The organism is Mesorhizobium sp. M0633 (genome assembly GCF_040320645.1).
In the GTDB taxonomy this organism is placed as follows: Bacteria; Pseudomonadota; Alphaproteobacteria; order Rhizobiales; family Rhizobiaceae; genus Mesorhizobium.
Window position 1 is genome coordinate 130,031 of sequence record NZ_JAMYQC010000006.1, and the last position, 13,454, is coordinate 143,484.

Sequence of the window (13,454 nt, forward strand, 5' to 3'; positions counted from 1 at the left end):
GATGTCCCTTCGCCATTTCACCGATCTTTCCGCCGTTTCCGAAGGCGATCTGCGCTTCATGCTCGACGACGCAGCGGTGCGAAAGGCAAGGCTCAAGGCCGGCGAACGCAGCAAGCCGCTCGAAGGCAAGGTGCTGGCGATGATCTTCGACAAGCCGTCGACGCGCACGCGCGTGTCGTTCGACGTCGGTATGCGGCAGTTGGGTGGCGAGACGATCATGCTGACCGGCACCGAGATGCAGCTTGGCCGCTCGGAGACCATTGCCGACACGGCCAAGGTGCTGTCGCGCTATGTCGATGCCATCATGATCCGCACCACCTCGCATGACCGGCTGCTGGAACTGACGGAAAACGCTACGGTCCCCGTCATCAACGGGCTGACCGACGAGACCCATCCCTGCCAGCTGATGGCCGACATCATGACCTTCGAAGAGCACCGCGGTCCGGTGGCCGGTAAAACGATCGCCTGGACCGGCGACGGCAACAACGTGCTGCATTCGCTGCTGGAGGCATCCGCGCGGTTCCATTTCAAGCTGAACGTCGCCGTGCCCGAGGGCAGCGAACCGGCCCAGAAGCATGTCGACTGGTCGAAAGCCAATGGCGGCAAGCTGAAATTCACCCGTTCGCCCGAGGAGGCCGTTCACGAGGCCGACTGCATCGTCACCGACTGCTGGGTGTCGATGGGCCAGGAGCACCGTGCCCGCGGCCACAATGTCTTCCTGCCCTATCAGGTCAATGCGGCACTGATGGCGAAAGCCAAGCCGGACGCGCTGTTCATGCACTGTCTACCGGCGCATCGCGGTGAGGAGGTTACCGACGAGGTCATCGACGGACCGCATTCGGTGGTGTTCGATGAGGCCGAGAACCGGCTCCATGCCCAGAAGGCGGTCCTGGCCTGGTGCCTGGGCGCTTGATACGAGCCGCGGTGATCCGGGCCGGCCTGATCTGCGCCGCCTTGATCTGGGCCGCCTTGATCCGGGAGTTGGTGGTGCCTATCTCAGGCGCACCACGCAAATCGAGCGCGTCTCGTCGCATGCGCCCCGGAGGGCGGCATCGCCGCGCCCCGGAGCTTTGTCATGTTGGAAACTCATCAATTGGCTGAACATAAACCCAAGCTCGGCGAATTCGGCTACGCCGGCGACGACCATGTCGTGCCGTTCGAGGTCGGCCCGCTCGACGTGCGCGGTCGCACCGTCCAGCTCGGGCCGATGCTCGATGCTATTCTGAGCCGCCACGACTATCCCGAGCCGGTCGCCCGGCTCCTGGCTGAAGCCTGTGTGTTGACGGTATTGCTCGGAACTTCGCTGAAGTTCGAGGGCAAGTTCATTCTGCAGACCCGCACCGACGGGCCGGTCGACATGCTGGTCGCGGATTTCTCCACGCCGCAAGCGCTGCGCGCTTATGCCCGCTTCGATGCCGACCGGCTGCAGGCTTTGACTTCTGCCGGCGAGACGTCACCGCAGACGCTGCTCGGCAGCGGCGTCCTGGCGCTGACCATCGACCAGGGCGCGCACACACAACGCTACCAGGGCATCGTCCAGCTCGACGGCGTCACACTGGAACATGCCGCACGCACCTATTTCCGCCAGTCGGAGCAGATTCCGACCGACCTCCGGCTTTCGGTTGCCAAGCTTCTGACGCCCGGCGTCGGCGGTGCCCGCGAGCAATGGCGGGCCGGTGGCCTGCTGGCACAATTCCTGCCGCAGTCGGCGGAGCGCATGCGCGTACCCGACCTTCCCGGTGGCGACGGCGATCCGCGTGAGGAAATCCACGACCCGACCGACAATTCCTGGCAGGAGCTGCTGGCGCTGCTTGGTACTATTGAACCGACCGAGCTGATCGATCCGACGATCGGCGCCGAACGGCTGCTTTACCGGCTTTTCCACGAGCATGGCGTCCGCGTGTTCGGCGGGGTGCCGGTCGCCGACCAATGCTCATGCTCGAGGGAGAAGATCCACGGCATCCTCGAAGGCTTTTCCGCCGAGGAGATCAGGGACAGCACCGAGGATGGCAGCATTCACGTCGCCTGCGAATTCTGCTCGAAGCAATATGACTTCGACCCGGCGGAGTTTGCAGCGGCCGGATGACGGCCGTCAATTGACGGTGCGCCGCATTCCCGGCAAGTCGAGCGAGAAGGCGGGGATGGCGACGTCGAACGTCTCGCCCCGCTTGTTGCGCATGGTGTAGTGCCCGACCATGATGCCGGACGGCGTCGAGAGCGGGCATCCAGACGTATACTGATAGCTGTCGCCGGGGTTGAGTCCGGGTTGCTCGCCGACGACCCCGGGGCCGCGCACTTCCTCGACCTTGCCGGTGCCGTCGGTAATGTGCCAGTAGCGCGACAGAAGCTGCACGAACTCATCCGACTGATTGTCGATGGTCACCTGATATCCCCAGACATAGCGGTTTTGCGGCGGGTCGGAGTGATCCTCCAGATAGAACGGCCTGACCTGCACTTCGATGTTGCGGGTGACGGCGCTGTACATAAACTGCTCCAAAGCAATGTAGATGGAACTTCGACGCTCAGCGCAGTTTGATCAACGATGCGCGTCATCTTCTTGCCCGACTCGAGGGCAGGTGCCGAAAAACAATGTCATTTAAGTGACACATGACAATGATGGTGTGCAGGCTTGTGCCGGGCGACTCAGCGTTCTGTCGAATTGTTGAAAACGGCCGTCATGCGGCCGGCACTTCTGGAGTGACCAGATCTCGATGGAACCGACATTCGCAGCCGCCCTCCTTTCCATAGCCCTCCTTCTTTCAAATCTCGCCAGCATCCTGTTAGCTTCGCTGAAGCTGAAGCGACCAGGCAGGATCGCACCGCCCGCGGCCAACGCGCCGCCGGTATCGATCGTCATCCCGGCGCGCGGCGTCGAGCCGTTTGCCGAAGAGACGCTGGAGCGCGCCTTCTCACTCGACTGGGCGCGCTACGAACTCATCTTCTGCGTTGCCCATGCCGACGACCCGGTGGTCAAGCCGATCACCGCCGCAATGGCGCGCTTTCCAGCTATTCGCGCCCGCCTTCTAGTCGGTGACGACCGCATCAGCGGCAATCCAAAACTCAACAATTGCGTGAAGGGTTGGGAAGCGGCGCATTATAGCTGGGTCATCCTTGCCGATTCCAACGTGCTTATGCCGAGCGACTACGTCCAGCACCTGATGGCGGCGTGGCGGCACGACACCGGCCTCGTCTGCTCGACGCCGATCGGCTCGCGGCCGGACGGCTTCTGGGGGGAGGTCGAATGCGCCTTTCTCAACACGCTGCAGGCACGCTGGCAGTACGCCGGAGAGGCGCTCGGCCTCGGCTTCGCGCAGGGCAAGAGCATGTTGTGGAATAAGCCGATGCTCGACGCCAATGGCGGCATCTGCGCGCTTGCTGCCGAGATCGCCGAAGACGCCGCCGCGACCAAGCTGGTCAACGGGTTCGGACTGCGGGTCAATCTTGTCGCCTCGCCCTTCGAACAGCCGCTCGGCCGGCGCACGTTTGGCGAGATCTGGTCGCGGCAGGCGCGCTGGGCGCGGCTGCGCCGCGTCACCTTCGCGCTGTTCTTCGCCCCCGAGATCCTGATCGGCGCAGCGCCGCCGCTGGTGCTTGCGCTGATCGCGGCGGCTGACGCCGGCGTCAGCCTGCCGGCAACCGCCATCGCCGTGCTGGTCGCGGCCTACCTGCCGGAATGCGCCTTGGCCTCGGCCAAGGGATGGCACCTGTCGCTGCGCACCATCCTGGCGATGATGGCGCGAGACCTGATGCTTCCCGCCATTTGGGCGCGCGGATGGCTGAGCGGCGCCGTCGACTGGCGCGGCAATGTGATGACTATCCAGACCAAGGCCGTCGCAGAGCTGGAAGAGACCCCGTCCGGCGCCTGATCGGCGCGTCCCCGCTCGCCTCTATTCGGCCAGCCCTTATCCGGCAACTCTCAGTGCCTGCTCGATGTCTTCGAGCAGGTCGTCGGCGTCCTCAAGGCCAACTGACAGCCTGAGCGTTCCCGGTCCGATGCCGAGCTCGGCGCGGGCCTCATCGGTCAAGTTCTTGTGCGTCGTCGTCGCCGGATGGGTGATCAGGCTCTTGGCGTCGCCGAGATTGTTGGAAATCAGCACGACCTCGAGTGCGTTCTGGAAGGCAAAGGCCGCCTGCTTGCCGCCCTTCACATCGAGGCAAATCAGCGTCGAGCCGCCCGACATCTGCTTCTGGACCACGGCCGCTTGCGGGTGGTCGGCGCGGCCGGGATAGATGACGCGGGCGATTTGCGGGCGCTCGGCCAGGAAATCCGCGATGCGGCCGGCACTTTCCGTCTGCTGGCGTACGCGTAGCGGCAGCGTCTCCAGGCCTTTCAGCAGCGTCCAGGCATTGAAGGGCGAGAGGCTTGGGCCGGTGTGGCGGAAATAGTCATGCAGGTTCTCGTCGATCCATTTCTTGTCCGACAGAACGATGCCGCCAAGACAGCGCCCCTGGCCGTCAATATGCTTCGTGGCCGAATAGACGACGATGTGGGCGCCAAGCTGCAGGGGTTTCTGCTGCAAGGGCGTAGCGAAGACATTGTCGACGATCAGCCTGGCGCCGATCGAATTGGCAAGTGCCGCGACGGCGGCAATGTCGACTACCTCCAGCGTTGGATTGGTAGGGCTTTCCAGGAAAAACAGTTTGGTGTTGGGCTTGACCGCCTTTTCCCAATTGGCGATGTCGGTGCCGTCGACCAGCGTTGCCTCAATGCCGTATTTCGGCGCCAGCGTCTCGACCACCCAGCGGCAGGAGCCGAACAGCGCGCGCGCCGCCACGATATGGTCGCCCGCCTTGGCGCTGCACAGCAGTGCTGCCGTCACCGCCGCCATGCCGGATGCCGTGGCGCGCGCGTCCTCGGCTCCTTCCAGCGCGCACATGCGTTTCTCAAACATGTCGACCGTCGGATTGGCATAGCGCGAATAGATGAAGCCCGGCTCCTCGCCCTTGAAGCGGGCCTCCGCCGCTTGCGCCGTCTCGTAGACATAGCCTTGGGTGAGATACATCGCCTCGGAGGTCTCGCCGAAGCCGGAACGCAGCGTCCCGGCATGCACGAGTGCGGTCTGAGGCTTCCAGTCGCGCTTCTTGGTCATCATTCCATCCAAACACCAAAATTGGTCCAAACAACAAAAAACCGGTCGCGAAAGTCGCAACCGGTCCATATGGCCTTGCGGCCCGACGGTCCTTTAGCGACTTGTTTAACGTGGCTGCAAGCCGACCGGCCAAATCACCACGGGATAACGAGCTTTAGACCCGCGCCACGCTTGCGTCAATTGCCGGCATGATTAAGAGGGTTGTACCAAGCAGGTGCCAAAGGCGTCCTGCGACAGAACAAGACCTCGCCCGGCGTTCGAACGGAGCCAGACCCTTGCGGCAGACAGGCATTCTTCCCGATCAGGATATTTCCGCGCTGTTCCAGACGGGCGCGCTGAAATCGCCGCGCACGCTCGATGCCGATCAGATCCAGCCGGCCAGCCTTGACCTCAGGCTCGGCGACAAGGCCTGGCGGGTGCGCGCTTCCTTCTTGCCCGGCCCGGACCACAGGGTTGTCGACAAGCTCGACCGGCTGAAGCTGCACGAGATCAACCTCGCCGAAGGTGCCGTGCTGGAAACCGGCTGCGTCTACATCGTGCCGCTGCTCGAAAACCTGGCGCTGCCCGCCCATATTTCCGCCTCCGCCAACCCGAAAAGCTCGACCGGACGGCTCGATATCTTCACCCGGGTAATGACCGACCGTGGCCACGAGTTCGACAAGATCGCCGCCGGCTATGAAGGCCCGCTCTATCTGGAGGTCAGCCCGCGCACTTTCCCGATCGTCGTGCGGACCGGCTCGCGGCTGTCGCAGATCAGGTTCCGCACCGGCAATGCGCTCTTGTCGGAAAGCGAGCTGCACGAGTTGCACCGCGCCGAGATGCTGGTCGCCACCGAACCGCCCAACATCTCAGGCGGCGGCATCGCGCTGTCGATCGATCTCGACGGCGACAAGGACGGGCTGGTCGGCTATCGCGGCAAGCACCACACCGGCCTGGTCGACGTCGACAAGCGCGCCGCGCAGGATGTGGTCGATTTCTGGGAGCCGCTCTACAAGAGCGGTGCCGGCGAGCTGGTGCTCGATCCGGACGAATTCTATATTCTGGTGTCGCGCGAGGCGGTGCATGTGCCGCCACTCTACGCCGCCGAAATGACGCCTTTCGACCCGCTGGTCGGCGAATTCCGCGTCCACTATGCCGGCTTCTTCGATCCGGGTTTCGGCCATTCGGCGTCGGGCGGCACCGGCAGCCGGGCGGTGCTCGAGGTGCGTAGCCACGAAGTGCCGTTCATCCTCGATCACGGCCAGATCGTTGGACGGTTGGTCTACGAGCACATGCTGAAACGGCCGCGGGCGCTCTACGGCACAGATCTAGGCTCGAACTATCAGGCGCAGGGTCTGAAATTGTCCAAGCATTTCCGCGCCGCGCGCTGAGCTTGTTCGCAATTCCGTCAGCCGCGAAACAGATATTCTTTCGCGGCGCCAAGGCAGCCATGAAACTGACCGATAAAGAGCAGTTCTCGCGCTGCCAATCGCTTCTTCCCCCAAAATCCTCTGGTTTGCTTCTCGTCGTCAAGTGAGGCGCTTGAGCTGGACTGCAAGGGGAACAACTGCTTGTCGATACATCCCAGCACATGGGCTCTGGCGGAGTCGATACCGCAGGCTCTGCCATTGTCGTTCAGTCTGTCAGCGCGGAGTGCGGACGTCATGCGATCCGCGTTGCGCATCAGAAAGCTCACTTGCGATTTCGAATAACCGGTGGCCAGAAGCCGGTTAGTCGTCGACATCCGGGCCTCGCGATAGGATTTTGCGCTGCATTGTCCGGCGCTGTAAGCCGCTGGCGAGAAATAGGCGAGGAACAGCACTAAACTTACGAACACAGTGCCAATCCGCAGGCCGTTCATTTCTCGCCCCTGAATTATGTCACCAGTTTACAACGCCTTCACCGCCACCTTCACCGGCTGCTCGATTTCAAGCGGGTTGCGCAGCGGCAGGCCGAAATCCTGCGCCTCGATTTCGAATACGTCGCCGGCCTCGGTCCTGATGCCGTCGGCGAAGGACAGCGTCGCCGTGCCGAACATGTGCACATGCACGTCGCCCGGCTGGCGGAAGGCCGAGTATTTGAAGTGGTGATGCTCGAGATTGCCAATGGTGTGCGACATGTTCGCCTCGCCCGACAGGAACGGCTTTTCCCAAAGCAGCTTGCCGTCGCGCAGGATGCGTGAAGCGCCGCGGATGTCGGGCGGCAGGTCGCCGATCAGGATCTCCGGCCCGAACGAGGCGTTGCGCAGCTTGGAATGGGCGAGGAAGAGGTAGTTCACGCGCTCGGTGACGTGGTCGGAAAACTCGTTCGACAGGGTGAAGCCGACACGGAACGGGGCGCCGTCGTCACCGATCACATAGATGCCGGCAATTTCCGGCTCCTCGCCGGCATCCTGAGCGAAGGCCGGCGACATAAGCGCCGCACCGGGCGCCACCGCCATGGTGCCGTTGCCCTTGTAGAACCATTCCGGCTGCACGCCGATCTGGCCCTTCGCCGGCTTGCCGCCCTCAAGCCCCATGCGGAACATCTTCATGGAATCGGTCAGCTGTTCCTCGCCGTCCGTGCTGAGCTTCTTGTGCATGGAATCGCGGGTCGCGGCGGAGCCGAGATGCGTCAGCCCGGTGCCGGTGAGATGGAGATGCGCCGGATCGGGATGGTTGATCGGCGACAGCAGCCGTCCCTTCTTGTAGGCTGCGTCCAGATCGATGGTTTCGCCGAAGCCCTTGCGCTCGATCAGGGCGACAAGCCCGCTGCCGGTACGCGCGGCTTCCATCGCCAGCGAATAGACGCTGCGGGCGCCGTTGATGACGCGGGTCTTGCCGCCGTTGCGCGCAACGACGCGGATCGTCTCGGCGTCGTCGAGGATCTGTGAGATCAGCATGGTAACCCTCTCTGAATTGCGGGCTTGGCGTGCCTTTCTCGGCAAACCCTGCCCAGCGCGGTTCGGACCCTTGTCCGCGCCTCGGTTGAAATTCTTCGTCCGGATTGCGCTCGCGGATCAGGTCCCTCGGGGGACTTCTTTGCGCCGCCCGGCAGCGCCGCGATGTGACCCGTATGCCTCCTGGTTGCCTCTCAAGCCTTGTTCTTGTTGTAGACGTCGAAGACGACGGCGCCGAGCAGCACCAGGCCTTTGACCACCTGCTGCCAATCGACATTGACGCCCATGATCGACATGCCGTTGTTCATGACGCCCATGATGAAGCCGCCGACCACCGCGCCGATCACCTGGCCGACGCCGCCCATCGCCGAAGCGCCACCGATGAACACCGCGGCGATGACGTCGAGCTCGCTGCCGAGGCCGGCCGCCGGCACAGCCTGCCCCAGGCGCGCTGCGATAATCAGGCCGCCGAGTGCCGACAGCACGCCCATATTGATGAACACCATCAACGTCAGCCGTTCGGTCTTGATGCCCGATAGCTGGGCTGCCTTGGCATTGCCGCCCATCGCATAGATGCGACGGCCGATCGTCATGCGTTTGGTAACGAAGACGAACAACGCGATCAGCACGCCCATCACCATGAGAACGATGGGGAGGCCCCTATAGGTGGCGAATTGGTAGACGAGAAACAGCGCCAGCGCGCTGATCACCAGGGTCTTGACGACGAACAGCGAGAAGGGCTCGGCTTCGTAGCCATGCTTCTCGCGGGTGCGCCGTGCCCTGAGCCCGAAATAGGCATAGGCGAGCACGGCGACGAGGCCGATCACGATCGTCGTCAGGTGCAGCGTCAGGCCGCTGCCGACAATGGTTTTGCCGGCGGCGTTCACGGTTGGCGGTATCAGCGTCAATGGGCCGATCAGGTCCGGAATGAAGCCGGAACTGAGCGCCTTGAAGCCGACGGGAAGCGGCCCTACGGAAGACCCGCCACCCAGCAGCGCCTGGCAGATGCCGCGGAAGATCAGCATGCCCGCCAGCGTGACGATAAAGCTCGGTATTCGGTGATAGGCAATCCAGTAGCCTTGTGCCGCGCCGATCGCACCACCGACGATCAGGCAGATGATCGACACCACCAGCGGATTGCTCAATGGGCCAAGCGGCCAGATGACCATCATCATCGCCGCCAGTGCGCCGATGAAGCCGGCGACGGAGCCGACGCTGAGATCGATGTGACCCGAAACGATCACCAGAAGCATGCCCAGCGCCATCACGATGATGAAGCTGTTCTGCTGCACGAGATTGCTGAGGTTCACCGGCTTGAACAGCGTTCCGGACGTGGTGAACTGGAAGAACACCATGATTGCGATCAACGCCAGCACCAACCCGTATTCGCGCAGGTTGGTGACCAGCGCCGAGACGGCAATGCGAGGTCCCTGTTGTAGATCCTGGGCAACGCCGGTCTGCGGCCCGGGAGCGCTTTCGGTGCTCATGATGCTTTTCCTTCTCCGCGGACGATGGCGCGCATTATCTTTTCCTGGCTGGCGTCGCTTGCCGCCATTTCGCCGACGATGCGTCCTTCGTTCATGACGTAGATGCGGTCGGTGATGCCGAGCAGTTCGGGCATTTCCGACGAGATGACGATGATTGCCTTACCCTCGGAGGCGAGACGCGCGATGATCGTATAGATTTCATACTTGGCGCCGACGTCGATACCGCGTGTCGGCTCGTCGAGGATCAGCACTTCCGGATTGGCGAACAGCCATTTCGACAGCACCACCTTCTGCTGATTGCCGCCAGAAAGGTTGCCGGTCATCTGGTAGACGCTCGAGGCGCGGATATTGGTCCTGCCGCGATAATCGTTGGCGACCGAAAGCTCGCGCAAATCGTCGATCACGCCGTGGCGCGACACGCCGGGCAGGTTGGCCAGCGTGATGTTGTGCTTGATGTGGTCGATCAAGTTGAGACCGTAGGTCTTGCGGTCCTCGGTAACGTAGGCGATGCCGTGTTCCACCGCCTTGCTCACCGAAGAGACGTCGATCGGCTTGCCGTTGAGGAACACCTCGCCGGTGATGCGACGGCCATAGGAGCGGCCGAACAGGCTCATGGCAAACTCGGTCCGGCCAGCGCCCATGAGCCCGGCAATGCCGACCACTTCGCCCTTGCGGGCGTTGAGGTTGATACCCTTGATGACCTGCCGCTCGGCATGGATGGGGTGGTAGACCGACCAGTTTTTCACTTCGAGAACGGTCTCGCCGATCTTCGGCTCGCGCGGCGGATAGCGGTCGTCGAGCGAACGGCCGACCATCGAGGTAATGATGCGGTCCTCCGAGATATCCTTCTTGGCCAGCGTCTCGATGGTCCGCCCGTCACGGATGATGGTGACCTTGTCGGCGACCCGGTTCACCTCGTTGAGCTTGTGCGAGATCAGGATCGAAGTGATGCCTTGCCGCTTGAATTCGAGCAGCAGATCGAGCAGCGCCTGGCTGTCCTTTTCGGACAGGCTCGCGGTCGGCTCGTCGAGAATGAGCAACTTCACTTCCTTGCTGAGCGCCTTGGCGATCTCGACCAGCTGCTGCTTGCCGACGCCGATATTGGTGATCAGCGTGTTGGGGTCTTCCTTGAGGCCGACCTTCTTGAGCAGGGCGCTGGTGCGCGCCTCGTTGGCATTCCAGTCGATGACGCCGTATCTGGCGTGCTCGTTGCCGAGAAAGATGTTTTCGGCGATCGACAGCATCGGCACCAGCGCAAGCTCCTGGTGGATGATGACGATGCCCTTGCGCTCGCTGTCATGGATGCCTTTGAAATGGCACTCATCCCCGCGATAGATGATCTGGCCGTCATAGGTGCCGGACGGATACACACCCGACAGCACCTTCATCAGCGTCGACTTGCCGGCGCCGTTCTCGCCGACCACGGCATGGATCTCGCCTTCCTCGACCATGAGCTTGACGTTCGACAGCGCCTTGACGCCGGGAAACGTCTTGGTGATGTCGCGCATCTCCAAAATCGTCGATGCCATTGAGAATACCACTCCTGCGAGGTCCGCAAACAATACCGGGCTGGCTCGCCAACGAAAAGGGGCCCTGCCTGCGCAGGACCCCAGGCTTTGTAACCGCGATTACTTCAGCTCTTCGGCCTTGATGTAGCCGGAATCGACCACCAGGGCCTGATAGTTCGACTTGTCGACGTCGTGCGGTGTCAACAGGATCGAGGGAACGACCTTGACGTCGTTGTTGTAGGTCGTGGTGTCGAGGCCTTCCGGCTTGCCGCCCGAGAGCACCTTGTCGACGAGTTCGACCGTCGCCTTGGCGAGTTCGCGGGTGTCCTTGAACACGGTCGAATACTGTTCGCCGGCGATGATCGCCTTGACCGAAGCGGTCTCGGCGTCCTGTCCGGTGACGATCGGCCATGGCTGATCGGCGGTGCCGTAGCCTACGGCGCGCAGCGAAGCGATGATGCCGCGCGACAGGCCGTCATAGGGCGAGAGCACGCCATCGACGCGGCTGCCGTCCGAGTAGTTGGCGGAGAGCAGATTGTCCATGCGGGCCTGGGCGGTTGCCGCCAGCCAGCGCAGCGTGCCGACCTTGTCCATGCCCATCTGGCCGGACTTCACGACGAGGGTCTTGTCGTCGATCAGCGGCTGAAGAACCGACATGGCGCCGTTATAGAAGAAGAACGCATTGTTGTCGTCCGGCGAACCGCCGAACAGCTCGATGTTGAACGGGCCCTTCTTCTCGGGATAACCGAGGCCCTTGAGCAGCGATTTGGCCTGGATGACGCCGACGCCGAAATTGTCGAAGGTGGTGTAGTAGTCGACATTTGGCGTCTTCTTGATCAGGCGGTCGTAAGCGACGACGACGACGCCGGCGTCATTTGCCTTCTGCAGCGCATCGCCCATCGTGGTGCCGTCGATCGAAGCGATGATCAGCGCCTTCGGGCCCTTGGTGATTTCGTTTTCCAGCTGGCTGAGCTGGTTCGGAATGTCGTCCTGCGCGTACTGCAGGTCGACAGTGTAGCCCAGAGCCTCGAGCTGGGACTTGACGGCGTCGCCGTCGTTGATCCAGCGCTGCGAGGTCTTGGTGGGCATCAGCACGCCGATCAGGCCTTCGCCCGCCTGCGCCGGCAGCGTCATGGCCGCGATGCCTAGGGCCGCGACGGCGGCCAGTGTCTTGACAATCTTCACATTAACTCTCCCTGGTTGATGGACGCGTACCCTTGGGTTTCGTGGGCCGCGCAATCGTGCAGGAGCGCCAAACGCGCCGCTGCCGTCAATCGATCTCCGGTATCCTCCCAATCGGCCCCGAGACTCTGGTTTCATCGATACGAGTTTTCCCTCGTCACCGACCGTCAAGCCTCAGGACGCGCGAAGGGTGTGTCGCTTTGCCATAACTGTCAAATGCGATCTTTGATGGTTGCTATATCGAGACTGATATGGCTTAGGCTAGTGACGACGCTGCCGGATTTTGCCGGGGCGCCGGGCGTAAGAGTAGGGAAGAATCATGGCGGCGCTGCGAAATCCTGACGGAATATCAGCCAGTTACGATGAAATTCCGGGTGATGGCGGAACCTTGCTGCGCAGCGGCTTGAGCCTGCGTCACATGCGCATGATCGCAGCCCTCGACGAGCACGGCCGGGTGAGCGCCGCGGCCCAGGTCATGAACATCTCGCAGCCGGCGGCCTCGCGCATGATCGCCGAGATGGAGGCCGTGCTCGACGTCAAGCTCTGCGAAAGGCTGCCGCGCGGCATCACGCTGACACCCTATGGCAAGGCGTTGGCACGGCGCGCGCGATCGATCCTGCTCGAGATGCGCGAGGTCGACCGCGAGATTTTCGAGCTCAAGGCGGGCAAAGGCGGCTCGGTGTTCCTGGGCGCGGTGACAGCACCGGCGATCGAGCTGGCGGTGCCGGCGATCCGCGAAATCCGGCGCCTTTATCCGCGCATCGAAATCACCATGCAGGTCGAGACCTCGAACGTCCTGGCGCGCGAGCTGATCGCCTCGCGCCACGATTTCATCATCGCCCGCATCCCCGACGACCTCAATCCGCGGCTGTTCGAAGCGCGCGTCATCGGCGTCGAGAAAGCCTGCCTGATCGTGCGCCGCGGCCACCCGCTGACCAAGGGCAAGGCGGTGCGGCTGGAAGACACCGCCGCCTATGACTGGGTTTTCCAGTCGGGCGGCTCGCCGCTGCGCCAGGCGATGGAGAGTAACTTCCTGAACCGAAACATCGCGCTGCCGGACCGCATCCTCAACACCAGCTCGCTGCTATTGACTCTGGTCATGGTCGCGCAATCCGACGCCATCGCGCCGGTGTCGATCCAGGTCGCGAAGTTCATCCAGAACCCCGAAGGCCTGGCCGGCGCTATCGATGTCGTCCAGACTGAATTCGACATCGAGGTCAGGCCCTACAGCCTGATCACGGTGAAGAACCGCGCGCTGTCACCGGCAGCCAAGATGCTGCACGATTTTATTTTGCGAGAGGTGGGCTGAGGGTTGGAGCGGGTAGCGGGC

The 13,454-nt window shown here is 62.7% G+C and carries 12 protein-coding genes and 1 riboswitch; of the genes, 5 read left to right on the forward strand and 7 right to left on the reverse strand.

Annotation, left to right across the window (positions count from 1 at the left end; genetic code table 11):
* Position 1 precedes the first annotated feature (1 nt).
* Together argF and NKI47_RS08405 are read left to right on the forward strand one after the other, a co-directional pair.
* Complete coding sequence (argF, locus tag NKI47_RS08400) at positions 2–913, forward strand: ornithine carbamoyltransferase (RefSeq protein WP_254816329.1); 912 nt, start codon at positions 2–4, stop codon at positions 911–913.
* 162 nt (positions 914–1,075) lie between these two features.
* Positions 1,076–2,086 (forward strand): Hsp33 family molecular chaperone, encoded by a 1,011-nt coding sequence (locus tag NKI47_RS08405; protein WP_352576981.1) that lies wholly within the window; start codon positions 1,076–1,078, stop codon positions 2,084–2,086.
* 6 nt (positions 2,087–2,092) lie between these two features.
* Here the strand turns inward: NKI47_RS08405 and apaG are convergent, their stop codons facing one another.
* Positions 2,093–2,485: a Co2+/Mg2+ efflux facilitator ApaG/CorD gene (gene apaG / locus NKI47_RS08410; protein WP_023677352.1), complete on the reverse strand. Its 393-nt coding sequence runs from the start codon at positions 2,483–2,485 to the stop codon at positions 2,093–2,095.
* A 226-nt stretch (positions 2,486–2,711) separates the two neighbouring features.
* Here apaG and NKI47_RS08415 point away from each other — a divergent pair, with 226 nt between their 5' ends.
* A complete protein-coding gene (locus NKI47_RS08415; protein WP_352589144.1) occupies positions 2,712–3,866 on the forward strand; it encodes a glycosyltransferase in 1,155 nt (384 codons plus the stop codon).
* 36 nt (positions 3,867–3,902) lie between these two features.
* Here NKI47_RS08415 and NKI47_RS08420 read toward each other — a convergent pair whose 3' ends face one another.
* Entirely contained in the window at positions 3,903–5,093 is a 1,191-nt protein-coding gene (locus NKI47_RS08420) for an O-succinylhomoserine sulfhydrylase (protein WP_352576987.1), read from the reverse strand.
* A 70-nt stretch (positions 5,094–5,163) separates the two neighbouring features.
* Positions 5,164–5,241, reverse strand: a riboswitch (SAM riboswitch).
* Between the two features lie 124 nt (positions 5,242–5,365).
* On the opposite strand from NKI47_RS08420, the gene NKI47_RS08425 reads away from it, so the two are divergent.
* On the forward strand, positions 5,366–6,460 hold the full coding sequence (locus NKI47_RS08425) for a 2'-deoxycytidine 5'-triphosphate deaminase (protein ID WP_352576988.1): 1,095 nt from the start codon (positions 5,366–5,368) through the stop codon (positions 6,458–6,460).
* A 17-nt stretch (positions 6,461–6,477) separates the two neighbouring features.
* On the opposite strand, the gene NKI47_RS08430 is transcribed toward NKI47_RS08425, so the two are convergent.
* From NKI47_RS08430 to chvE, 5 genes are all read right to left on the reverse strand, one after another.
* A complete protein-coding gene (locus tag NKI47_RS08430; RefSeq protein WP_352589149.1) occupies positions 6,478–6,930 on the reverse strand; it encodes a hypothetical protein in 453 nt (150 codons plus the stop codon).
* A 27-nt stretch (positions 6,931–6,957) separates the two neighbouring features.
* A complete protein-coding gene (gene araD1, locus NKI47_RS08435) occupies positions 6,958–7,950 on the reverse strand; it encodes an AraD1 family protein (RefSeq protein ID WP_352589151.1) in 993 nt (330 codons plus the stop codon).
* 191 nt (positions 7,951–8,141) lie between these two features.
* The gene (gene mmsB / locus NKI47_RS08440; RefSeq protein ID WP_292659525.1) at positions 8,142–9,434 is read right to left on the reverse strand and encodes a multiple monosaccharide ABC transporter permease; all 1,293 of its coding nucleotides are present in this window, start codon (positions 9,432–9,434) and stop codon (positions 8,142–8,144) included.
* Positions 9,431–10,963: a multiple monosaccharide ABC transporter ATP-binding protein gene (gene mmsA, locus NKI47_RS08445; RefSeq protein ID WP_023677359.1), complete on the reverse strand. Its 1,533-nt coding sequence runs from the start codon at positions 10,961–10,963 to the stop codon at positions 9,431–9,433. The genes mmsB and mmsA overlap by 4 nt, the downstream gene beginning before the upstream one ends.
* Positions 10,964–11,062: 99 nt before the next feature.
* Positions 11,063–12,127, reverse strand: a complete 1,065-nt coding sequence (gene chvE / locus NKI47_RS08450; protein ID WP_023677360.1) for a multiple monosaccharide ABC transporter substrate-binding protein — start codon at positions 12,125–12,127, stop codon at positions 11,063–11,065.
* A gap of 316 nt (positions 12,128–12,443) precedes the next feature.
* Here chvE and NKI47_RS08455 point away from each other — a divergent pair, with 316 nt between their 5' ends.
* Entirely contained in the window at positions 12,444–13,433 is a 990-nt protein-coding gene (locus tag NKI47_RS08455; protein ID WP_352448650.1) for a LysR family transcriptional regulator, read from the forward strand.
* Positions 13,434–13,454 lie beyond the last annotated feature (21 nt).

Bases quoted from the DNA above. Each gene is read 5' to 3' on its own strand.
- argF (WP_254816329.1), top strand. From the start codon at position 2: ATGTCCCTTCGCCATTTCACCGATCTTTCCGCCGTTTCCGAAGGCGAT.
- NKI47_RS08405 (WP_352576981.1), top strand. From the start codon at position 1,076: ATGTTGGAAACTCATCAATTGGCTGAACATAAACCCAAGCTCGGCGAA.
- apaG (WP_023677352.1), bottom strand. From the start codon at position 2,485: ATGTACAGCGCCGTCACCCGCAACATCGAAGTGCAGGTCAGGCCGTTC.
- NKI47_RS08415 (WP_352589144.1), top strand. From the start codon at position 2,712: ATGGAACCGACATTCGCAGCCGCCCTCCTTTCCATAGCCCTCCTTCTT.
- NKI47_RS08420 (WP_352576987.1), bottom strand. From the start codon at position 5,093: ATGATGACCAAGAAGCGCGACTGGAAGCCTCAGACCGCACTCGTGCAT.
- NKI47_RS08430 (WP_352589149.1), bottom strand. From the start codon at position 6,930: ATGAACGGCCTGCGGATTGGCACTGTGTTCGTAAGTTTAGTGCTGTTC.
- araD1 (WP_352589151.1), bottom strand. From the start codon at position 7,950: ATGCTGATCTCACAGATCCTCGACGACGCCGAGACGATCCGCGTCGTT.
- mmsB (WP_292659525.1), bottom strand. From the start codon at position 9,434: ATGAGCACCGAAAGCGCTCCCGGGCCGCAGACCGGCGTTGCCCAGGAT.
- mmsA (WP_023677359.1), bottom strand. From the start codon at position 10,963: ATGGCATCGACGATTTTGGAGATGCGCGACATCACCAAGACGTTTCCC.
- NKI47_RS08455 (WP_352448650.1), top strand. From the start codon at position 12,444: ATGGCGGCGCTGCGAAATCCTGACGGAATATCAGCCAGTTACGATGAA.